This window comes from Mycolicibacterium arabiense (assembly GCF_010731815.2).
Lineage (GTDB): Bacteria > Actinomycetota > Actinomycetes > Mycobacteriales > Mycobacteriaceae > Mycobacterium > Mycobacterium arabiense.
Genome location: NZ_AP022593.1, coordinates 3,229,444 through 3,250,087, shown reverse-complemented (window position 1 = coordinate 3,250,087; position 20,644 = coordinate 3,229,444). Strand labels below are relative to the sequence as shown.

The window sequence follows — 20,644 nt, the reverse complement described above, 5'->3', positions numbered from 1 at the left end:
CACCGCGAATCAGGTCTCCGGCGAACCGATGGCGTGAAGGTGCTCGACCGTCGCGGCGCGGCCTCGCCCGATGTGGTCGAGCATGGCCTTCTCGGCAGCCCCGGCCTCCCTGCTCTCGAGGGCCACGGTGACGGCCTCGTGATCGGCGACCGAGCGGTGCCGCCGCTGAACGAACCAAATCGCCTGATAGGGCACGCCGTTCCACAACCGCTCGATGAAGTCGTCCAGCAGGGCGGAGTGCGCCGACGAGTACACCATGCGATGCCACCGTGCGTTGAGGTCGACCACGTCCGCGAACCGGGGTGGATCGGCATCCACCACGAGGCGAAACTCCTCCTGTAGTTCGCGAATGGCCTGAAGCTCTTCGTCGGTCGCGTTGGCTGCGGCCAGCTTGGTGGCCAGCGGCTCGAGGGTTTGACGGAGCAGGTAGATCTCCTCCGCACGCTGAATCGAGTACCTCGTCACGACGTGACCGTGGTGGCGCTTGTACTCGACCAGACCGTTAGCCTGCAGCATGCGCAGCGCCTCGCGAATGGGGGTCAGGCTCATCTGCAACTGGTCGGACAGGCTGGCGAGGGTCAGCTTGGCCCCGCCCGGCAACTGACCCCGTTCGATCAGCTGCCGAATCGCGATGAACGCCTCTTCCGCCTTGGTGGTCGGGAGAGGTTCGGGTGGGGTGACCATCGCTTCCTCTCGACCTGACACCGGGCTACGTCATTGTGACGGTACCGCGATCGGTGTGATCGGGCCGCCGCCCACGAGCATTCCCACCACGTTCTCGACCGCCAGTTCCGCCATCCGGGTCCGTGTCTCGATGGTCGCCGACCCCAGATGTGGTGCGAGTACGACATTGCCGAGGTTCCGCAGGCCCGGATGCACGTCGGGTTCGTGCTCGTAGACGTCGAGCGCGGCCCCCGCGATGCCGCCCGTGGCGAGTGCCTCCGCCAGAGCGTTCTCGTCGACGACGGGACCGCGAGCGGTATTGACCAGGAAGGCCTCGGCTTTCATCCGGTTCAGTGCTGGCCCGTCGATCAGGTGACGGGTCTCGGCGGTCAGTGGGCAGTGCAGCGAGACGACGTCGGAGGTGGCGAGCAATTCGTCGAGCGGCACGCGCCGACCGATGTCGTCACCCTGCTCGCGGCGGGCGTGGTAGACGATGTCCACGCCGAACGCGGCGGCCCGCTTCGCCACCGCCCGGCCGATGTGGCCCATGCCGACGATCCCCAGCTGCTTTCGCTGCAGCCCGCTGCCCACCATGAATCCGATGTCCCACGACCACGACTGGCCGGAGCGGACCAGCCGGTCACCCTCCGACACTCGGCGCGTGACGTCGAGCAGCAGGGCCATGGTCAGGTCCGCCGTGGCGTCGACGAGGACGCCGGGTGTGTTGGTGGCGGTCGCACCGTGCCGTGCGATCGCGCCAACGTCGAGGTTGTCGTAGCCGACCGCGGTGTTGGCGACGATCTGCAGTTGGCTGCCCGCCGCAGCCAGCACGGACTCATCGATCCGGTCGTTGAGCATGCTGACGATCGCGTTGGCGCCCGGGACCGCGTCGCGTAGTTCATCGGTCGTGAGTGGACGGTCGTGGGGTGAGACCCACACCTCGCCGAGGTCGGCCAGCGGTGCCAACGTGGCGGGCGGTAGCGCCCGTGTGACGACGACCTTCACCGGACGCTCGCCAGGATTGCCCGGGCACGCCGGGCGATCGGGTAGTCGACGAAGGTCCCGTCCGACAGCCTGATCGACGACACGCCGTCGGCCTCGGCGGCCGTGAACGCGGCGTCTACCGCTCGCGCCCAATCGATTTCGGCGGCAGAGGCGGTGAAGGCGCTTAGCACGCGATCGATCTGCGACGGATGGATGACCTGCTTGCCGCCGAAGCCGAGAGCACGGGCCCGCCGAGCCGACTCGACGAGCCCTCGGTCGTCCCCCAGATCCAGATATGGCCCGTCGATCGGCGGCGGACACTGGGCGGCAGCGGCGGCGAGCACCAATTGTGATCGCGCGAGCAGGAATTCGTCGCCCTCGGCCGTAGGTGTGATGCCCAGTTCGCGGGAGAGGTCCGCGGGACCGAACGCCAGGGTGTGCACTCGGGGGTCGGAGGCGGCGATCGCCGGTGCGGCCAGGATGCCTGCGGCCGTCTCGAGCAGGGGAACTATGCCGGTGCGGTTGCCCTCGGTGCGAGCCGATCGTTCTGCACGCGTCAACAGGTCGGCTACCTGCCGGATCCCGTCTGGGTGCGCACTCATCGGAACGATGACCAGATCGATCCGGTCTAGCACCGACTCGAGAGCGGCGAGATCGTCCTCGGCCATTCCGGAACCGATGGCGTTGATGCGCACGCAGATCACGGGCACGCTTGCCGAGGGCAGCTCGGTCAGCGCACCCACCGCACCGGCGCGGGCTGCGTCCTTCTGCGACAGTGCCACGGCGTCTTCCAGATCGACTGCGACGCCGTCGGCCGGACTGCCGATCGCCTTGGCGATGCGGTCGGGCCGGTCGCCCGGCACGAACAACAGCGTGCGGAGCAGGGTCGATGCCCGGGTCATACGGCAGCTCGCTTCCACGAATCCAGGCGTGTCGCAATGGTCGTGCCCAAGGCATACAGGTCATCGGCCGCGTCGGCGATGTGGCCGCTCAGCGATACCACGTCTCGTGCGCCGAGTTCGGCCAGCGCTGCTGCGCCCTCGGGTACGACACGTCCGCCGAAGACCACCACCGGGAGCCCGTTGGGGCGGGCGGCGTCGAGCACGCCACAGACCACCTTGCCTTCCGTCGAGGACAGGTCGACGGTGCCCTCGCCGGTAACCGCGACGGTGGCCGTACGGGCGACGTCGTGCCAGCCCGTGAGCGAGAGCACCAGCTCGATCCCGGATTCGATGGTGCCGCCCATCGCCAGGAGCATCGCGCCGATGCCGCCTGCCGCTCCTGCGCCTGGATGGTCGGCGATGACGACGGGGTGGTTCAGTTTCGCGAGGCGCCGCTCGAGCGCCACGACGTCAGACGGGGAGGCGCCCTTCTGGGGGCCGAATACCGCTGCAGCGCCGCGCTTCCCGAGTAACGGGTTGCGTACGTCGGAGGCAACCCGCACGGGGACCGGCAGCTTTGTCAGGACGTCGCGCATCCCGACACCGCCGTCGACGGTCGCCACCCCGCCAACGCCCAGTACCAGTTCGTGGACGTCGTTGTCGGACCCGATCTGTGCGATCAACTCGCCGAGGCCGCGGCTCGACGCCGCGAACGGGTCGAGTTCGGCGGCGCTCAGCAACGTGAGGCCGATGGCCTGGGCACTTTCGGTCACGGCCCGCCCGTCGGGCAGCACGAGGTAGTGCGCCAAGGTCGGGCGGCCGAGCGGATCGGAGACGGTGACGGTGCGTAGGTCGCCGCCGAGAACGTGACGGAGCACGTCGACGAGGCCTTCGCCGCCGTCCGACAGCGGCAGTTCCGCGACCTCGACGTCGGGTCGGGCAGCCGCGACGCCGCGTGCGACCGCGGCGGCGGCGTCGGCGGCCGGAAGGCAGCCCTTGAGGCTGTCGGGCGAGATGACGACGGTGGGTTGGCGCATCAGTCGGCGTACCAGTTCGGCAGGTCGTCCTGGAGGTCGACCCAGACCGACTTGATTCGGGTGTAGTGCTCCATCACGGCCTGGCCGCCCTCGCGTCCGTAACCGGATTGCTTGTAACCGCCGAACGGAACGAGATGGTTGATCGTACGGGTGGTGTTGACCCAGATCAGTCCAGCGGCGATGCCGGCGGCAACGCGGTGCGCGCGGGCGACGTCGCGGGTCCACACCGACCCTGCCAGTCCGTACTCCGTGTCGTTGGCCTTGGCGAGGGCGTCGGCTTCGTCGGTGAAGGTCTGGATTCCGGTCACCGGACCGAAGATCTCCTCGCGGATCATCTTCATGTCGCGGTTGACGCCATCGAGGATCGTCGGCGAGTAGTAGTACCCGTCGGCCAGCGGCGGTTCCGTGGGCCGGGTGCCGCCGCAGACGAGGGTCGCGCCCTCCTGAGTGCCGCTCGCGACGTAACGGGCGATCCGTTCGCGGTGCTGCGCGGAGATCTGTGCGCCCATCTGGGTGCGCTCGGACAGCGGGTCGCCGACGCGAATGCTGCGCGCCAGCGTTGCGAAGCGATCCAGGAATTCGTCGTGTATGGCTTCTTGCACGAAGATTCGTGACGCCGCCTGACATGTTTGGCCGGCAGCGGAGAAGATGCCGTAGGCGGTCCGGTGCACCGCGGCGTCGAGGTCGGCGTCGGAGAAGATCAGCGTCGGGGACTTGCCGCCGAGTTCGAAGGTGACGAGCTTGAGGTCGTTGGCCGCGGTCGCGGCGATGTGCTTGCCGACCTCGGTCGAGCCGGTGAAGGCGATCTTGTCGACACCCGGGTGGGCGACCAGCGCGGCCCCGGCTTCCTCGCCGAGCCCCGTCACCACGTTGAAGACGCCATCGGGCAACCCGGCTTCGGCGATGAGTTGAGCGAACACCACCGCGGACACCGAGGTCTCTTCGGCGGGCTTGAGGATGATGGTGTTGCCGCCCGCCAGCGCGGGGGACAGCTTCCACGCCAGCATCAGAAGCGGCGAGTTCCACGGGACGATCGCGCCGACGACGCCGACGGGCTCTCGACGGGTATAGCTGAACGCAGTCGCGGCCTGCGGATGGGTCTCGCCGAGCACGGTCTGGGCGACACCGGCGAAGTACTCGAAATACCGCACCACGGCGTCGATCTCGGCCCGCACCTCACGGACCGGCTTGCCGTTGTCGCGCGACTCGATGACGACGAGCTGCTCGCGGTGCCGGTCGACGACTGCCGCGATCTTGGTCAGGAAGCGACCCCGGTCAGCCGCCGATACGGCGCCCCACGGTCCCTCGAACGCGGCGCGGGCTGCCCGCACCGCACGGTCGACGTCCTCGGCGCCGGATCGTGGAAGCGTCGCCCAGACCCGTCCGGAACGTGGCTCGTAGGAGTCGAAGGTCGCACCGCCGATGGCAGAGGTGGGAGAACCTGCCACGAACATGGATAGGTCGGCGACGTCGGAGCCGGACTGGGGATCGGCCAGCGTGGCCACCTCGGACGGGCGGTGGGTGGTGGCTGTCATGACGTGACCTCCTGTGGCAGTAGGACGGGCTTGATTTCTTGGAAGCTCTGCATCCGCGTCATCACCGAGTCGACGTCGCCCAACGGATAGCGACCGCTGATCAGTCGGTCGAAGGGGAGCCGGTCGGCGAGACGTTCGAGGATCGTGAGTGCAGTGCGGTAATGCGAGAGGTCACCGGAGAAGGAACCGATGACGGTGAGGTTCTTCTTGGTGATGGTGCCCGGCGCAACGGCGGTGGTACCCGCGCCGAGCTGACCGACCACCAGGTAGCGGGCATCCGGCCCGGCCATCTCCACTCCTTCGGCGAAGGCGGCGGGGTGCCCGGAGAATTCGGCGACCAGGTCGGCGCCGAGACCTCCGGTGGCGTCGCGAATCATCGCCAGACGGTCGTCCGGATCGGGATGCTCGGCAAGCGAAACGACCTCGTGCGCACCGAACTCCGAGGCGATCTCCAAGCGCGCGTCGGGTGCACCCACGGTGATCACCCGGCCGGCACCCGCCTGGGCGAACAGCCCGGTGGCGAGAATCCCCAGCGGGCCTGCGCCCTGAACGACGACGGTGTGCTCCGGCCCTATCCGGCCGGCCTGCTCGACTGCGTTGACGACCGAGCGCAGCGCACAGCTCGCCATGCTGGCGAGGTCGTCGGGGATGGCGTCGGGTACTCGCACCCGGCCCGATCCCGGAAGCACGTACGAGTGTTGTGCCAGCCCTCCGAGCAAGTGGGGCCACTGGTTCATGGTGCCCTGCCCGTAGGGAATCTTGTTCCGGCACAGCGTTGGACGCTTTCTGGCGCACATCACGCAGTGGCCGCAGACGGCGTGCGTCCACAGGATGCGGTCACCGATCCGCAAGGGTTGTCCGGTGGAGTCGACGTCGGCGCCGTCACCGATCGCGATGATCCGGCCTACCATCTCGTGACCGAGGATGAGTGGCAGCTCGACCGGGATGGCCAGGGTGCCCTCCCAGCAGTGCACGTCGGTGCCGCACAGCGAGCAGGCCACGATCTCGACCAGCAGGCCGCCCGCCTCGACGGTCTGTGGAACGGCTACCTCTTCGAGCTTCAGCGGCTCGCCGAATCCTCGGACGACGGCCGCCCGGGTGTACTCGGGCAGCGTGGCGGACTTCATCGCGGAACCTCCGCGACGTCGGGAGTGACGATGACCGGGGCAGTGGGGCGGATCTGACCCCAGATCGCCATGACGAGGAAGCTGACCAAGCACACGCCGGCAATGTACGTCGCAACGGGCCAAGTCTCGCCGCCGCTACGGATCAGCAGTGATGCGGCGATCAGCGGTGTGAAGCCGCCGACGATGGCCGCGCCGAGCTGGTAGCCGAGCGAGGCGCCGGTGAACCTGACGTTGGTGTCGAACAGCGCCGAGAAGTAGCTCGCCTGTGCGGCGTACATAAGCGAGTGTGCGACTGCCAGTCCGACGATCAGCGCGATCCACAACGTGGTCGTCGAGCCGATGCCCGCGAGCCAGAAGAACGGGAACGCGAAGAGGACCATGAAGCCGGCCCCCGCCATGTAGACGGTCCGCGTGCCGATCCTGTCGGCCAACACGCCGAACGCGCCGATCGTGATGATCGCGGCGACGGATGCGACGAGAATGCCGTTGCGGGCGTTGGATTCTCCTGCGCCGTTCTTCGCAAGGGTCAACGCGAAGACGGTGATCAGGTAGAACGTGCAGGTTTCAGCGGCCTTGGCGGCGAAGGTGATCAGGATGCCGCGGCGGCCGGTGCGGAAGGCCTCCACCAGCGGGATGCGCTTCTTCTCCTGCTCGGGTTCGATCGCTCGCGCCGCGAGCGCGGCGGCGAACTCGGGCGACTCGGTGATGGCCCGGCGAAGCCAAAGGCCCACCAGCATCAAGACCGCGCCGAGGATGAAGGGAATCCGCCAGCCCCAGCTCTTGAAGTCGTCGTCCGGCAGGAGCATGAATGCGCCGAGCACCAGGCTCGCGAGGATCAGACCGGCGTAGATCCCCATCTGGGGGCAGCTGCCGTAGAAGCCGCGCCTGCCCTCGGGGGCGTGCTCGATGGTCATGATGGACGCGCCACCCCACTCGCCACCGTGGGCGAGCCCCTGCAGCACCCGCAGGGTGACGAGGAGAATGGGTGCCGCCGTGCCGATCGTTTCGTAGGTCGGCAGTATCCCGATGCCGACCGTCGAAATGCCCATCAGCGCGAGCGTGGCGATCAGCACGCTCTTGCGTCCGACCTTGTCCCCGAAGTGACCGGCGATGATCCCGCCGACGGGACGGGCCACGAAACCCACGCCGAAGGTGGCGAGCGCGAGCAAGGTGCCCACGGCTGGGTCTTCACTGTGGAAGAACAGGGTGCCGAAGATCGTCGCGGAGAGTGCGCCGTAGAGATAGAAGTCGTAGAACTCGAGCATCGAGCCGATGCCGCTGGCCAGCGCCACGCGCCGGACCAGTCGCTCGTTGGGCACCGTTGCCCCCGTGGTGGTGGTCATGGTCGTCCTTGGTTGGTTGAAATCGGTTGACGGGTGGGGCCGATGACGCCGGCCTCGGTGAGTTGCTCGAAAACGTCCTGCGGGTAGGCCAATTCGTCGCGCAGGATGTCGTCGTTGTGTTCGCCGAGAACCGGTCCGGGGCCGTTGATGCGACCGGGTGTGCGCGACAGCTGGGCGATCAAACCCTGCATGCGCAACGCGCCGAGGGTGGGGTGGTCGACGGTTACGACGCTGCCCCGCGCGGAGAAGTGCGGGTCGGCGGCTATGTCGGCCGCGCTGTACACCGGACCGGCCGTCGCACCGACCGCGTCGAAGGCGGCCAGCACGTCGGCGTTGTCACGGCTGCTCACCCAGTCGGCGATCGCGTCGTCGATCTCGTCCCGGTGGGCTATTCGCCCGGAGATGTCGCCGAACCACTCGGCCTCGGCCAGGTCCGGACGGTCGACGACGCGCATGATGCGCTGGGCGGTGGAGGTGGTGGCGCCCGAGAGTGCGATCCACCGGCCGTCGCGGGTCTGGAAGCACTCGCGTGGAACGTTGAAGCCCGTGCGGCTGCCCTGCCGGGTTGGCAGCGTGCCGAGTTGGTCGTACGCCGACGTCTGGGCGCCGAGGATCCAGAACAGCGGTTCGTAGATGGACAGGTCGACGATCTGTCCCTGGCCGGTGGCCTCGGCGTGCCGCAGGGCGACCATCGTCGCGAAGGCTCCGGCGAGCGCGGCGACGCCGTCGGCGAGCGGCCACTGCGGCAGCACGGGAGGACCGTCGGCCGCGCCGTTGGTGTCGGCGAATCCCGACATCGCCTCGGCGATGGTGCCGAAGCCCGGGCGGGAGCTATAGGGCCCGGTCTGCCCGAAGCCCGAGACCCGGACCACCACCAGCTTGGGGTTGGCGGCCAGCAGGTCCTTGGGGTCGAGGCCCCACTTCTCCAGGGTGCCCGGGCGAAAGTTCTCGATGAAGACGTCGGCCTCGGCCAGCAGCCGGCGCATGACCTCGGCACCGCGGGGATCGGAGAGCGCGAGGCTGATGTCGCGCTTGTTCCTACCGACCACGGCCCACCAGAGGGATTCGCCGTCCTTGCGCCACTCCCACTGCCGCAATCCGTCGCCGCGGGGGTGCTCGACCTTGATCACGTCGGCGCCGAAGTCACCGAGCAGTGTCGCCACCATCGGCCCCGCGTAGATGGTGGCGGCGTCCACGACGCGCACTCCGGTGAGGGGCGGATCAGCCGCACCAGAATTTGTATCAAACATTTGATTAAACTAGCTGGCGTGTGACGCCGAGCACAAGCCCGAAGTGGAAGCGGGTTGCGGCACGTGCACGACATGGCCCGTCGAAACTGCCGTCACGGTCGTCTTTCGGGCGGATCGACGACCGTGGCCGCAGTCTCGGCGACTACGGAGTCACGCGCCGCCGCACTGCCGCCACCCCGGCACCCAGCGCCGCGACGACGATCGCGCCCGCCCACACCAGATGGGCGCCGATCAGCAGCCCCCGGTGCGCTGCAGGCGGCTGGTCGCCGCCGACCCGGTAGAGGGCCAGGTCGTCGTCGCGGTGCACGACCGGCAGGTCCAAGGCCGGAGCGGGCCCTTCGACCACCACCCAACCGACGCCCGCCTGCCGAAGCGCTGCGGCGTCGGCGCCGTCGAGCAGCAGCCGCTGCACCTCGCGGGCCCGCTTCCCCTCGCCGGGGATGGTCTGGCCGCCGATCACCAGGTCGCCGGTGCTCAGCACGTCGGCCGACACCCACCGCGGCAGCGGGTCGAGGACCGGGGCCGCGCCAGACCACGGGAACACCCGCATGCTGTCCGGCGGCAGTACGGCGACGGGCCGTGGGTCGGCGTTGATCGCAGCGGCCACGGTCTGCCAGGCGGCGGGGTAGCGCACGGCGGTCATCTTCCCGCCGACGCCCCACGCCAGGTCGGGGAGCACTGCCAGCAGCGCCGCACAGCACACGGCTGCCGTCGCGACCGCAGGGATCCGACCGCGCAGCGTCACCACGGCCGCCCCGGCGGCGAGCGCGTACCCGGGCATCGCAAGCGCCACCCACTTCTGCCCGTCCCGCAGCACGCCGAGGCCGGGGACGGCCCGCATGATCGACTCGACCGCGGCCAGTCCCGGTCCGGTCGCCATCAGAGCCGGGCCGACGACGGCGACGACGGCGAGCACCAGCAGCGGCACGGCGGCGGGACGGCGGATCACCACGGGCAGGCCGGCCGCCACCACTGCCAGCAGCACCACGGTGGCCACCACCGCGAACGCCGTCGTCCGCGTGTCGGGTACCGCGTCGCCGTTCCAGATGCCGCCCAGCCCCGCGAGGCTCACCAGCGTGCCGAGCCCGGGTTCGGCGCGCGCCGCGAATGCCTGCACGCCCACCGCCTGTGACGACGCCAGCGAGCCGCCTGCCGTCGAGGCGACCAGCCACGGCAACGCGCCCAGCACCGCGGCTGCCAGGGCGACGCCCGCGCACGCCCAGCGCGGTCTGCCCGCACCCGGCGCCACGCAGCACACCAGCGCGACCGTCGCGGCCAGCATCAGTCCGGTCGGCGTCAGGCCTGCCACCGCGGTGAAGCCGACCAGCGGCCACCAGCTGCCGTCGCCACCGCGGATGCGCAGCACCGCGACCGCCACCCAGGGCAGGCAGCCATATCCGACGAGCAGACTCCAATGCCCCTGCAGCAGCCGCTCGGCGACGTAGGGATTCCAGATCGCGAGCGTCGCCGCGACGAACTGGCCGGGCAGACCCGCGTCGGGCAGCACTGTCGCGACCAGGCGCGCCGACCCCCAGCCGGCCAGCCACAGCCCCGCGAGCAGCAGTGCCTTGACCACCACGCCGCCGTCGACGACCGACGACAGCACCGCGACCGCGAAGTCCTGCGGGAGGGCCCTCGGGGCGGCCTCGGACAGACCGAGTGCGGCGTCGGTGAGGTAGGAGCGCGGCGTCGACACGGCGTCGCGCAGCAGCAGGTAACCGGGAGCCAAGAGCGGCCCCGTCACCACCATCGACAGTGCCAGCGACCAGGCCGGCACCGCCCAGTCACGGGAGGAGCGGGCGGTCAGACCGGTCGGTCCGGCGGCAGATCGGACGGCCGCTGCGTTGGCAACTTCTCCGTCTTCGCCTCCGCCGCGGGCATCGGTCCGGAGTCCTCGGCCGAGCGTCTGCCGAAGAAACCGTGGTCGGAATCGTCGAGTCCCGGGTCGATCAGTGCGGACTCGGCCCGCAGCGTGAACGCGCCGAGCAGCGCGCCACCGACCAGGGCCAGCAGCCCCAGTGCGGTGAAGGTGATCGGCAGGATGCGGCCCCACAGTCCGACGGTGTCGCCTTCGGCGCGGGCGCTGGCCACCTGTGACTCGACGGTCTCCTCGTCGGAGGTCAGGTTGTAGTCGACGAACGTGACCTCGGGCTTGAGCGGATCACGTGCGTAGTAGTGGTAGCCGTGCTCTTCCTTCTTGACGATGGTGCCCGACACCGGATCCACCCAGAACGTGCGCTGAGCGGCGTAGAAGCGGTCCATCGTGATCGGGTCCGCCGGGTCGTCGGCGGGCAGGCCCCACAGCTCGGCGCGTGCCGTGACCTGGCTGTCCTCGTCGTTGTCGTAGAGCGACGCGTACTTGACCGGGTCGACGAGCTTGTCGTCGCCGTCGTAGCCGACGTTCTGCGTGAACCGGTAGGTGTTGAGACCGTTGACGTCCTCTTCACCCTCGTAGTTCGCGTCGTAGGCCTTCTGCGCGATCGGGTCGAAGAACGGATACGTCTTCTTCTCGGTGTCGAACGGGAAGCGGTAGGACAGCCCCTCGTGCGGCAGCGCGACGTTGGTCGGCGGCGACTCGTCCTCGATGCTGCGCGGCTTCTGCACGGCACCGCCGGGGTTCGTGTCGCTCGACACCGCCAGCGCCGTCTTGCGGTCGAGTGTGACCGTGTCGACCATCGCCAGCATCAGGCCGTTGTCCTGCTGCTTGTCGGTGCGGCGCAGGGTGTCGCCGACCTGGAGCGTGACGACGTCGGCGTTCGCGGGCGCCTCGACGCTGATCTCCTGCTGCATGACCAGCGGAACGTCTCGGTCGACGACGAACTTCGTGGCCACCAGCGAGGCGGGATCGAAGGCAGTACCCGTGCCCTCACCCACCAGGGTGGTGTCGATGTCGAGGGGGATCTTCGAGATCTTGCCCTTGGTGTAGGTAGACAGCAGCAGCGCGGCGATCAGAAGGGCAGCCCCAATGCCCATCAGCCCGCACGCCGCAAACCGTAGCGCCACAGTGCGGTTCAAACCGTGCTCCTTATCCTTTGGGCGAGCACTGTGCTCGACAGCCCGAAGGCAAACTCGTCCGACCCTAACAGGGTCGAGTGGGGCCGGGCCCTACTAGCAGGCCTTCGGGCACACTGGGCACCGTGACCGAGAGTAAAGGGGCGAGCGATCGGCTCGGCTTCCTGCCCGCCGTCGAGGGGATGCGCGCGTGCGCGGCCATCGGCGTCGTGATCACCCACGTCGCATTCCAGACCGGGCACACCTCGGGCGTGACGGGCCGGGTGCTCGGCCGGTTCGATCTCGCCGTCGCCGTCTTCTTCGCACTGTCGGGATTCCTGCTGTGGCGCGGTCACGCCGCTGCCGCCCGCGGGCTGCGGCAGCGCCCGCCGACCGGCCACTACCTGCGGTCGCGCATCGTGCGCATCATGCCGGGCTATCTGGTCGCCGTGGTGGTGATCCTGTCCCTGCTGCCCGAGGTCAAGGCCGACCTCACCGTCTGGCTCGCCAACCTGACCCTCACGCAGATCTACGTGCCGCTGACGCTGACCGCCGGCCTGACCCAGATGTGGAGCCTGTCGGTCGAGGTGAGCTTCTATCTGGTGCTCCCGCTGCTCGCCCTGTTCGCGCGACGGCTGCCGGTCCGTGCCCGGGTTCCGGTGATCGCGGCCGTCGCCGTGGCGAGCCTGGCGTGGGGTCTCATCCCGTTCGACGCCCCGTTCGGCGTCAATCCGCTGAACTGGCCGCCCGCGTTCTTCTCCTGGTTCGCCGCGGGGATGCTGATCGCCGAGTGGACCGTCAGCCCCGTCGGGCTGGCGCACCGGCTGGCGCGGCGGTGCTGGCTGATGGCGCTCGTCGCGGTGGCGGCGTTCGCCGTCGCGGCGTCACCGATCGCCGGGCCCGAGGGTCTGACGCCGGGCACGGTGGGTCAGTTCGTGGTGAAGACCGCGATGGGCGCACTCGTCGCCGGGGCACTGCTGGCACCCCTGGTGCTCGACGGTCCCGACGCGACGCACCGGTGGCTGGGCAGCGCGCCGATGGTGACGCTCGGCCGGTGGTCGTACGGCCTGTTCGTGTGGCACCTCGCCGCTTTGGCGATGGTGTTCCCCGTCATCGGGCAGTTCGCGTTCAGCGGCAGCATGCCGGTCGTGCTGGTCTTGACGTTGGTGTTCGGGTTCGCGATCGCTGCGGTGAGCTACGCCCTGGTGGAGTCGCCGTGCCGGCAGGCGCTGCGGCGCTGGGAGAGACGCCACGATCCGTCGCCGCTGGACAGCTCGATCACCGACGCCCCGGAACCCGCCGTCGCGCGGTGACGACGCGGGCATGATGGCGGCATGGCATCCGAATCGCTGACCACAGACGTCGTCGCCTTCCTGTCGTCGGGCACCCGGACCGGCAAGCTCGGTTACCTGGCCAAGGACGGACGGCCACTGATCGCGCCGATCTGGTTCGTCGTCGACGGAGAGCAGCTGGTGTTCAACACCGGTCGGGACACCGCGAAAGGCCGTGCGCTGGTGCGTGATCCGCGGGTGGTGCTGGTGGTCGACGACGAGCACCCGCCGTTCTCCTTCGTGCAGGTTCAGGGCACCGCCTCGATCAGTGACGACGACCCCGACCTGCTGCCGATCGCCACCCGGATCGCGGCGCGCTACATGGGGCCCGAGCGCGCCGAGGAGTTCGGTAGGCGCAACGGCGTACCCGGCGAGCTGGTCGTCCGCATCACGCCGACGAAGGTCATTGCTGCGTTCGACGTGGCCGACTGACCGAGTCGGCGGGCCACACCGCCGAGGCCGCGAGCATCGCCACCGAGACGAGCGCCAGCAGCTGCACGCCCCAGAAGTGCCCGACGTAGCCGTCGACCGAGCGCCACGGGTTCTGGCTGAGCACCGCGCCCGCCAGGATCAATCCGCCCGACGTCACGACCATGGCGGTGCGGTCGAGTGCGATGGGCCGATGGCGCAGCAGGTGCCGCACGCCGACGCAGGCGGCCATCACCACCAGGCCCACCCACCCGGACACGACCCAGCCGAGCGTCAGCGCCGCCGCGCCTGCGGCGACGGGCGGGACCCGCCACGGCTGGGCCGCCACCTCGTCGGGACGTGCCCGGCGGGCCGGCCACAGCGCCAACAGCGCGAGCAGCGGCAGCAGTGCCAGGCCGCCGAAGAGGCCGGTGCGGTAGAGCGTGTTCGACGCGAAGTCCAGTGTCACCGAACCGGTCTCACCTGCCGGCACCAGCCAGCCCTGCTGCCATCCGTTCACCGTCACGGGCCGCAGCGCGGTTCCGTCCTGGCTGCGGGCCACCCAGCCGGGGTTGACGCTCTCGGGCACCACCAGCACCCGGTCGGCGGGTGCGGCGGCGATCTCGACGACGCGGCGGTCGTTGGTCCACTCGCCGGTCGGCGCGCGGGTGGTCGGTGCGGGCTGGACGTCGCGCTCGGCCGGTGTCGTCAACTGCACCCCGTCGACGAAGAAGGCATCGCCGGGGCTGACCAACAGTTCCTGCTGCCCGGCGGGCAGCGCGATGGGGGAGCGCAGGCACGGGGTCGCCGCGATCGGCTTGCCGTCGAGGAGGTCACCGACGGTGGTGTCGACCGACGTCTGCACGAACAGGCCTGCCAGCCCGATGATCGGACCCTTGCCGCACGGCAGCGTGACGGCGCGGTCGCGGTTGGCGGCGGCGTCCGCGGCCGCGATCGCCGTGCCGCGCCGGTCCAGTGCGGTCACCTCGGCGAGGCCGGGCGGCTTGACCTGGTCGAAACCCAATGAGGTGCGGTCGATTACGTCCGACCAGTCCAGGATCGACACCTTGACCACGTCGGTGCTGTGCGGGTGCAGCCGTACGGTCTGCGCGCCGCCCTGCGGGTCCAGCGACCGGACCTGCGGGCCGTCGCCGAGGTCGATGGCCACCAGCGTCGGGTGCGCGGGCAGCGCCGAGGAGCTGGGTGCCAGGCGCAGCGCGGCCACCTCGGTCGGCCGCGGCAGGCGGACCTCGAGGTTCGCACCGGTGCGGTGCTGGACGACGCGCTGCGGAGCGGTCCAGGAGGTGCGGAGATCGCCGTCGGTGGCCGCATAGGCCGAGCCGAGCACGTCGATCGGGTCGGAATCACCGGCTGCGCGCGTGGTGCCCGGCTGCCCGATCAGGTCGGCGAGGTTCGGGCCCTGACGGGCGCGCACCCACACGGTAGGCGTCACCGTCGTCGCGGTCGGCACCGCGAGCGTGCGGCTGAGGTTGACCGGTTCCTCGGGCGCCAGCGCCATGGCCGCAGCACAGAGCACGCCGTCGGGACCGTCGGCGCAGCCCGGCCTGCCGAGCAGCTCGGACCCCAGATCCCATTGCGCCACAGTCGATCCCGGCGGCGGCGCGGGAACCTCCACCGTGCGGCGCAGATTCACCGGTTGGGCGAAGCCGTTCGCGTCGAACTGCATGATCGAGAAGTCGGTGATGCCGAACTGGACTCCCGCCGAGCCGTCGTCGGTGCCGATGGCGGTGAACCGCACCCACGGCGTCTCGCCGTACGGCAGCGCGACGCTGACCGGCTTGCCCGGCTCGTCGAAGCGCACGGTACTGGTGCCGTTGGCCGTCGACACCTCGATGCGCCGCACCTGTGCCCCCACGGCCGTCGCGCTCGGCGTGATGGTGACGGTCGCGTTGGCGATGGGGCGGTCGAAGTCGACCTGAAGCCACTGACCCAGCGCCGCCTGCAGGGAATTGGACACCCAGCTGGTCGACGAGTCGCCGTCGATGGCGGCGGCTGGGCCGGTCGCGGGCGCCACGTACGGCAGGGCCGTCGAGTCGGCAGAAGAGCTGGACACGGTGAGCCGGCCACCTGGCCACGAGCCGTACACGGTGTCGGTTCCCGGTGCGGGATAGTCCATCACGCGGTTGAACGTGCGCCGCGGATCGTCGGGGGCGCGGATGGCCGACGAGTGATCGTCGACGCGACCGTAGTCGGTCTCGCGTGCCGCGGGTGTGTCGCTGACGACGACGACCGGTGCGGACAGCCCCGCGCGTTCGGCGTCCGCCGTCAGCAGCATTGGGCCAAGTGGCTTCTCGCCCAACAACCTTCGACGTTCGTCGAGGCGCAGCAGCGCCTCGGGCGCCCCGTCGACGCGGGCCATGGCGTCGGCGTCGACCAGGTACGGCCGCGTCGGCACCGACCCGTCGACGCGGTAGATCTCGACGGCCGGGTACGGCGGCCGCAGGCCGCTGTCGCTGATGAACCCCTCCAGCGTGCCGGGCCCGATCAGCTCGCCGAACTCGGCGACCCTGGTCAGGCCGGGCGACCCGTCGATCGCGCGGTGCACCAGCAGCGGTCGCGCCGACCGCGACCCGTCGGGGTCGAGATCGTTGCGGACCACCACGTACGAGATGCCCTGCCGTGCCAGCGTTTCGGCCAGGCCGGCGGACGGCCGTCCCGCGGCGAACAGTCGTTGCACCGAGTCGAGCGCACGGATCGTCTGCGGCGGGGTCAGCGGGATCGAATCGCGTACCCCCCACGGGCTGGCGCCGAGGACCTGCAGCGGTTCGTCGTGGCTGTTGCCCCACACCTGCGTCGCGAACGGCGCTCCCGGGGCGACCAGGACGCGGCCCGGGTCGGGAAAGTTGTTGGCGTCCAGCCACGCTGCCGCCTCGTGCCAGTACCCGGGGATCGCGGTGAACCCACCCGTCGGTGACAGCCGACCGGTCCACGCCAGCGAGCTGCCCGCGGTCAGCGCGACCAGCACGACGACGCCGACGGCCACCCGCTTGTCGCGTTCCGGGTGGGTGAACGCCGCCACCCACTCGCTGCGTGGCGCGCTGCCGGGTAGCGGTATCCGGCCGAGGAGGTGGGCGATGCCGAGGGCGATGGGCAACCGCAGCAGCGGCTCGAGTTTGTGCACGTTGCGCAGCGGCGTCCCAGAGGCGTCGAGGAACGCCTGTACGTGCTGGGCAATGGGCGAACCGAGGCCGCCGGAGTAGCCGGCCGCGAGCAGGACGAGGCCGGTGAACAGCATCACCAGCAGCCGGCCGCGGGCGGGCATCGACCGCATCGCCAGCCCCGCCAGACCCGCGGCGGCCACCAGCGTGGTCGCCAGGACCGCCACCGAACCCGTCACCAGGGACGAGCCTGCGGTGGCGTTCGGCGCTACGAACGGCGTCCAGCTGTAGGTGCCGCGCAGCACCTCCGTGAGCGACAGCCACTGCGTCGTCACCCCGGAGGACTCGATGAAGTCGAGAAAGGGGGGACTGACCCGGCCCAGCACGAACAGCGCGACCACCCACCACGTCACGGCGAGGACGGTGCACAGCGCCCACCAGCCGGTGAACCGCCACCACAGCCGGTTGGGTCGGTGCGCGGCCCACCAGATCAACGCGGCAAGGCAGCCGGTGAGCGTCGCGACGGCGTTGACCGCACCCATCAGCGCGACGGCGCATGCGGACCGCGCGGCGAGTTGCCGCACCCGTGGGTCGCCGCGCAGCGCCAGGATCACCGGCAGCAGCACCCACGGCGCGAGCATCATCGGCAGCGTCTCCGAGGAGATCGCGCCGATCGTGGTCAGCACCCGCGGTGACAGGGTGAAGGCAGCGGCGGCGATCACGCGCGAGCCGCGGCTGCCGATGCCCAGTGCCTCCGCGACCCGCAGCACGCCCCAGAAGCCCACGACGAGGAGCAGCGCCCACCACAGCCGCTGCGTCACCCAGCCGGGCAGGCCGACGACGTCACCGGCGAGGAAGAACGCCCCGTGTGGGAAGAGGTAGCCGTACGCCTGATTCTGGGTCTGCCCGAACGGCAGGTCGCCGTTCCACAGGTGGGCGGCGCGCGCGAGGAACCGCAGCGGGTTCGCGGTCAGGTCGAGTTTGGTGTCCGGCGCGATCTGCCCGGGGGATTGGGCAAAGCTCAGGATCAGCGCGACGGCGCTGACCAGCCACAACCAGCGCCGAGAAATGGGGGCATCCCCGTGTGCTGCGCTACGTACGGTCGCCGTACTCGACCCTGTTGAGCACCGACGACGCCGGATCGCCCGCCTGAACGGGGGGCTTGCTGTCCTCCTGGACCATCAGCGTCACGCCGAAGATTGCGGCCGCGCCGAGGAGCAGACCAACGACGATGCTGGCTGCCGCAGGCAAGACGAACCGATCCACTGGGCCAAACTAGCACGGCGCCCGTTAGCCTCGATGACCATGGCTGCAACCCTCCGAACGTCGACCGGACGATCCCGTGCCCTCTGCGCCGTGCTGGCCGCATCGGCCCTGACCTTGGCGTGCACGCCGGGATCGGCGACTCCGGAGACCACCGGGGCCGAGGCTCCCGCGTCCGCCGTGACGCCGACGCCCGTGTCGACCTCCACCACGCTGCCCCCCACGCCGGGTGCGCCTGCCTGCGGTCAGGGCGACGCGCTGCTGGCCTCGATGTCGACCCGCGACAAGCTCGCGCAGTTGCTGATGGTCGGGGTGACCGGGGCGGCAGACGCCACCGCAGTCGTCGACCAGCACCACGTCGGCGGCATCATGATCGGTAGCTGGACCGACCTGTCGATGCTCAACGACGGCACGATCCCCGCACTGGCCGGCACCTCCGCTCCGCTTCCGCCTGCGGTCAGCGTCGACGAGGAGGGCGGCCGAGTGTCCCGGCTGAAGTCGATCATCGGCGTTCAGCCATCGCCGCGGGTGCTCGCGCAGAACAACACCCCGGCCCAGGTGCGCGACATCGCGTTCGCGCGCGGGCAGGCGATGCGCGGGCTCGGCATCACGGTCGACTTCGCCCCGGTCGTCGACGTCACGACCGAGTCGGACGACGAGGTCATCGGCGACCGCTCGTTCGGCTCCGACCCGGCCCAGGTGGCCCAGTACGCCGGCGCCTACGCCCAGGGCCTGCGCGACGCGGGCGTGCTGCCCGTGCTCAAGCACTTCCCTGGCCACGGCAGCGCCTCCGGTGACTCGCACGTCGGCGGCGTCGTCACGCCGCCGATCGGCGACCTGCAGACCAGCGATCTGATTCCGTACCGGTCGTTGACCACCCAAGCGCCGGTGGCCGTCATGGTCGGCCACATGCAGGTGCCCGGGCTGACGGGCGACCTGCCCGCGAGCCTGAGCCCCGCGGCGTACGCCCTGCTGCGCTCGGGCGGGTACGGCGGTCCGCCGTTCAACGGCATCGTCTACACCGACGACCTGTCGAGCATGGGTGCCATCAACCAGCGCTACGGCGTGGCCGAGGCCGTGCTGCGCTCGCTGCAGGCCGGCGCGGACGTCGCACTGTGGATCACCACCGGTGAGGTGCCCGCCGTGCTCGACCGGCTCGAGAGCGCGGTCAACGCCGGTGAACTCGACATGAGCCGCGTCGACGGCTCGGTGCTGCGAATCTCCGGCACCAAGGGGCCGTCCCCGCGCTGCTGACTAGCGGACCACCTTCACGACGCCCAGTGAGGGGTCCGAGGCGCTGATCGGGTTGCCTGCCGTGCGCAGCGCCTCCAGCAGGTCGATGACGTCGGCGTCGAGGCGCTCGCCAGGCATCACCAGCGGAATGCCTGGCGGATAGGGCGTGATGGCCTCGGCGGCGACCCGCCCGTGCGCCTGCGCCAGCGGCACCGTCGCGTCGGCGGCGAAGAACGCCTCACGCGGTGTCAGCGCCACGGCGGGCCGCACCGACAGCAGGTCGGCGAGCAGGTCGGCGTCCGCGCCCTCGGGTCGCGTGCCGACCTCGGCCGCGATGCTCGCGAGCCCCGACACCAGCCGGTCCATGTCGGCATCGGTGTTGCCGATCGTCGTGATGCACAGCAGATGTCCCGCACCGCTCAACTCCGGCTGCACGCCGTACTCCCGGTTGAGCCGGGCCAGCACGTCGCGGGCGTCGGCCGCCAAACCCGCCGTGCCGATCAGCAGCTTCGTCTCGTCGAGCTGATGCAGACCGGTGCCGGGCCCCGTCAGGTGCTCCCGGCGCAGCACGGTCAGACCCGGTGTGGCGGCGATCTCCTCAGCGGTGCGCCGGGCCCGGTCGAGCGCCCGCTCGAGCAGGGCGTGCCCGTCGCGCATCATCTCCCGGCGCGCGAGGTCGATCGACGCCATGATCGCGAAGTGCGGGCTGGTGGTCTGGATGAGCTGCAGCGCCCGCCGCACCGTTGCGGTGTCGAGTTGTTCAGGGTCGACGTGCAGCACCGCGGCCTGGCTCAAGCCCGACAGGATCTTGTGCACGGACTGCACCGTCGCTGCGGCACCGGCTCGTTCGCCGGGCGTCGGTAGGTCGGGGTGGAACGCGAAGTGCGGTGAGTGGGCGCCGTCGACGAGCAATCGGGCGTCGTGTCTGCGGCAGGCATCTGCCAGTGCGGCGATGTCACCGGTGGTGCCGTAGTACGTGGGGTGCAGCACCCACAGGGCGGCAGCGCCACTGTCGGCCAAGGCGCGTTCCACCACCGCCGTGTCCAGACCGTGCGCGACGCCGAACCGTTCGTCCCACCGGGGTTCCAGCCAGACCGGGCGGGCGCCGACCTGCACCAGCCCGGCGAGCACCGACTTGTGGGCGTTGCGGGCCACCAGCACCGGCTCGTCGGGTCGCAGCGCCGAAAGGGCAGCGGCCACATTGCCCGTCGTCGACCCCTGCACCAGGATGAAGCTCTGCCCCACGCCCCAGGCGTCGGCGATCAACCTTTCCGCGTCGAGGATGGGGCCCTCGGGACAGTGCAGGGTGTCGGTGTCGGGCAGGTTGTTGAGGTCGATCGCCGCGATGTTGTCGCGGAACCACGGGTCCAGGGTCCTGCCGCCCTTGTGTCCAGGACTGTAGAACGGCGCCTGCTCCCGTTCGACGAAGCGCCGCAGCGAGTCGAACAGCGGTGCGGCGTCGTGCCTCTCGGGGTGCAT

16 protein-coding genes are annotated in these 20,644 nt (G+C 70.3%); 3 read left to right on the top strand and 13 right to left on the bottom strand.

The features are described 5' to 3' along the window. Positions 1-9: 9 nt before the first annotated feature. From G6N61_RS17280 to G6N61_RS17235, 10 genes are all read right to left on the bottom strand, one after another. Positions 10-684: a GntR family transcriptional regulator gene (locus tag G6N61_RS17280; protein ID WP_163919621.1), complete on the bottom strand. Its 675-nt coding sequence runs from the start codon at positions 682-684 to the stop codon at positions 10-12. A 30-nt stretch (positions 685-714) separates the two neighbouring features. Then, positions 715-1,668, bottom strand: coding sequence for a 2-hydroxyacid dehydrogenase (locus tag G6N61_RS17275; RefSeq protein WP_163919620.1), 954 nt, complete (start codon positions 1,666-1,668; stop codon positions 715-717). Continuing rightward, positions 1,665-2,549, bottom strand: coding sequence for an HpcH/HpaI aldolase/citrate lyase family protein (locus G6N61_RS17270; RefSeq protein WP_163919619.1), 885 nt, complete (start codon positions 2,547-2,549; stop codon positions 1,665-1,667). Before G6N61_RS17270 ends, G6N61_RS17275 begins: the two co-directional genes overlap by 4 nt. Continuing rightward, on the bottom strand, positions 2,546-3,565 hold the full coding sequence (locus G6N61_RS17265) for a glycerate kinase family protein (RefSeq protein ID WP_163919618.1): 1,020 nt from the start codon (positions 3,563-3,565) through the stop codon (positions 2,546-2,548). The genes G6N61_RS17270 and G6N61_RS17265 overlap by 4 nt, the downstream gene beginning before the upstream one ends. Beyond that, complete coding sequence (locus tag G6N61_RS17260; RefSeq protein ID WP_163919617.1) at positions 3,565-5,100, bottom strand: aldehyde dehydrogenase; 1,536 nt, start codon at positions 5,098-5,100, stop codon at positions 3,565-3,567. The genes G6N61_RS17265 and G6N61_RS17260 overlap by 1 nt, the downstream gene beginning before the upstream one ends. Further along, a complete protein-coding gene (locus G6N61_RS17255) occupies positions 5,097-6,227 on the bottom strand; it encodes a zinc-binding dehydrogenase (protein WP_163919616.1) in 1,131 nt (376 codons plus the stop codon). The genes G6N61_RS17260 and G6N61_RS17255 overlap by 4 nt, the downstream gene beginning before the upstream one ends. Continuing rightward, positions 6,224-7,570 (bottom strand): MFS transporter, encoded by a 1,347-nt coding sequence (locus tag G6N61_RS17250; protein WP_163919615.1) that lies wholly within the window; start codon positions 7,568-7,570, stop codon positions 6,224-6,226. Before G6N61_RS17250 ends, G6N61_RS17255 begins: the two co-directional genes overlap by 4 nt. Next, on the bottom strand, positions 7,567-8,820 hold the full coding sequence (locus tag G6N61_RS17245) for a CaiB/BaiF CoA transferase family protein (protein ID WP_163919614.1): 1,254 nt from the start codon (positions 8,818-8,820) through the stop codon (positions 7,567-7,569). The genes G6N61_RS17250 and G6N61_RS17245 overlap by 4 nt, the downstream gene beginning before the upstream one ends. Before the next feature lie 142 nt (positions 8,821-8,962). After that, on the bottom strand, positions 8,963-10,570 hold the full coding sequence (locus G6N61_RS17240; protein ID WP_235887647.1) for an MmpA family trehalose lipid delivery protein: 1,608 nt from the start codon (positions 10,568-10,570) through the stop codon (positions 8,963-8,965). Between the two features lie 53 nt (positions 10,571-10,623). Then, a complete protein-coding gene (locus G6N61_RS17235) occupies positions 10,624-11,835 on the bottom strand; it encodes a cell envelope lipid trafficking protein PgfA (RefSeq protein WP_163919612.1) in 1,212 nt (403 codons plus the stop codon). A gap of 179 nt (positions 11,836-12,014) precedes the next feature. Here G6N61_RS17235 and G6N61_RS17230 point away from each other — a divergent pair, with 179 nt between their 5' ends. Both G6N61_RS17230 and G6N61_RS17225 read left to right on the top strand, forming a co-directional pair. Then, complete coding sequence (locus G6N61_RS17230) at positions 12,015-13,124, top strand: acyltransferase family protein (protein WP_163924895.1); 1,110 nt, start codon at positions 12,015-12,017, stop codon at positions 13,122-13,124. A gap of 21 nt (positions 13,125-13,145) precedes the next feature. Next, positions 13,146-13,574, top strand: a complete 429-nt coding sequence (locus tag G6N61_RS17225; RefSeq protein ID WP_163919611.1) for a PPOX class F420-dependent oxidoreductase — start codon at positions 13,146-13,148, stop codon at positions 13,572-13,574. Here the strand turns inward: G6N61_RS17225 and G6N61_RS17220 are convergent. Then, positions 13,546-17,739: an alpha-(1->3)-arabinofuranosyltransferase gene (locus G6N61_RS17220; protein WP_179973690.1), complete on the bottom strand. Its 4,194-nt coding sequence runs from the start codon at positions 17,737-17,739 to the stop codon at positions 13,546-13,548. The two genes, G6N61_RS17225 and G6N61_RS17220, sit on opposite strands and share 29 nt — an antisense overlap. A gap of 22 nt (positions 17,740-17,761) precedes the next feature. Further along, positions 17,762-17,935: a DUF2613 domain-containing protein gene (locus tag G6N61_RS17215; protein ID WP_070353730.1), complete on the bottom strand. Its 174-nt coding sequence runs from the start codon at positions 17,933-17,935 to the stop codon at positions 17,762-17,764. Positions 17,936-17,974: 39 nt separating this feature from the next. Here G6N61_RS17215 and G6N61_RS17210 point away from each other — a divergent pair, with 39 nt between their 5' ends. After that, positions 17,975-19,186: a glycoside hydrolase family 3 N-terminal domain-containing protein gene (locus G6N61_RS17210; RefSeq protein WP_163919610.1), complete on the top strand. Its 1,212-nt coding sequence runs from the start codon at positions 17,975-17,977 to the stop codon at positions 19,184-19,186. On the opposite strand, the gene G6N61_RS17205 is transcribed toward G6N61_RS17210, so the two are convergent. Next, complete coding sequence (locus tag G6N61_RS17205; protein ID WP_163919609.1) at positions 19,187-20,644, bottom strand: aminotransferase class I/II-fold pyridoxal phosphate-dependent enzyme; 1,458 nt, start codon at positions 20,642-20,644, stop codon at positions 19,187-19,189.

Bases quoted from the DNA above. Each gene is read 5' to 3' on its own strand.
- G6N61_RS17280 (WP_163919621.1), bottom strand. From the start codon at position 684: ATGGTCACCCCACCCGAACCTCTCCCGACCACCAAGGCGGAAGAGGCG.
- G6N61_RS17270 (WP_163919619.1), bottom strand. From the start codon at position 2,549: ATGACCCGGGCATCGACCCTGCTCCGCACGCTGTTGTTCGTGCCGGGC.
- G6N61_RS17265 (WP_163919618.1), bottom strand. From the start codon at position 3,565: ATGCGCCAACCCACCGTCGTCATCTCGCCCGACAGCCTCAAGGGCTGC.
- G6N61_RS17260 (WP_163919617.1), bottom strand. From the start codon at position 5,100: ATGACAGCCACCACCCACCGCCCGTCCGAGGTGGCCACGCTGGCCGAT.
- G6N61_RS17255 (WP_163919616.1), bottom strand. From the start codon at position 6,227: ATGAAGTCCGCCACGCTGCCCGAGTACACCCGGGCGGCCGTCGTCCGA.
- G6N61_RS17250 (WP_163919615.1), bottom strand. From the start codon at position 7,570: ATGACCACCACCACGGGGGCAACGGTGCCCAACGAGCGACTGGTCCGG.
- G6N61_RS17245 (WP_163919614.1), bottom strand. From the start codon at position 8,820: ATGTTTGATACAAATTCTGGTGCGGCTGATCCGCCCCTCACCGGAGTG.
- G6N61_RS17240 (WP_235887647.1), bottom strand. From the start codon at position 10,570: ATGGTGGTGACGGGGCCGCTCTTGGCTCCCGGTTACCTGCTGCTGCGC.
- G6N61_RS17230 (WP_163924895.1), top strand. From the start codon at position 12,015: ATGCGCGCGTGCGCGGCCATCGGCGTCGTGATCACCCACGTCGCATTC.
- G6N61_RS17225 (WP_163919611.1), top strand. From the start codon at position 13,146: ATGGCATCCGAATCGCTGACCACAGACGTCGTCGCCTTCCTGTCGTCG.
- G6N61_RS17210 (WP_163919610.1), top strand. From the start codon at position 17,975: ATGGCTGCAACCCTCCGAACGTCGACCGGACGATCCCGTGCCCTCTGC.
- G6N61_RS17205 (WP_163919609.1), bottom strand. From the start codon at position 20,644: ATGCACCCCGAGAGGCACGACGCCGCACCGCTGTTCGACTCGCTGCGG.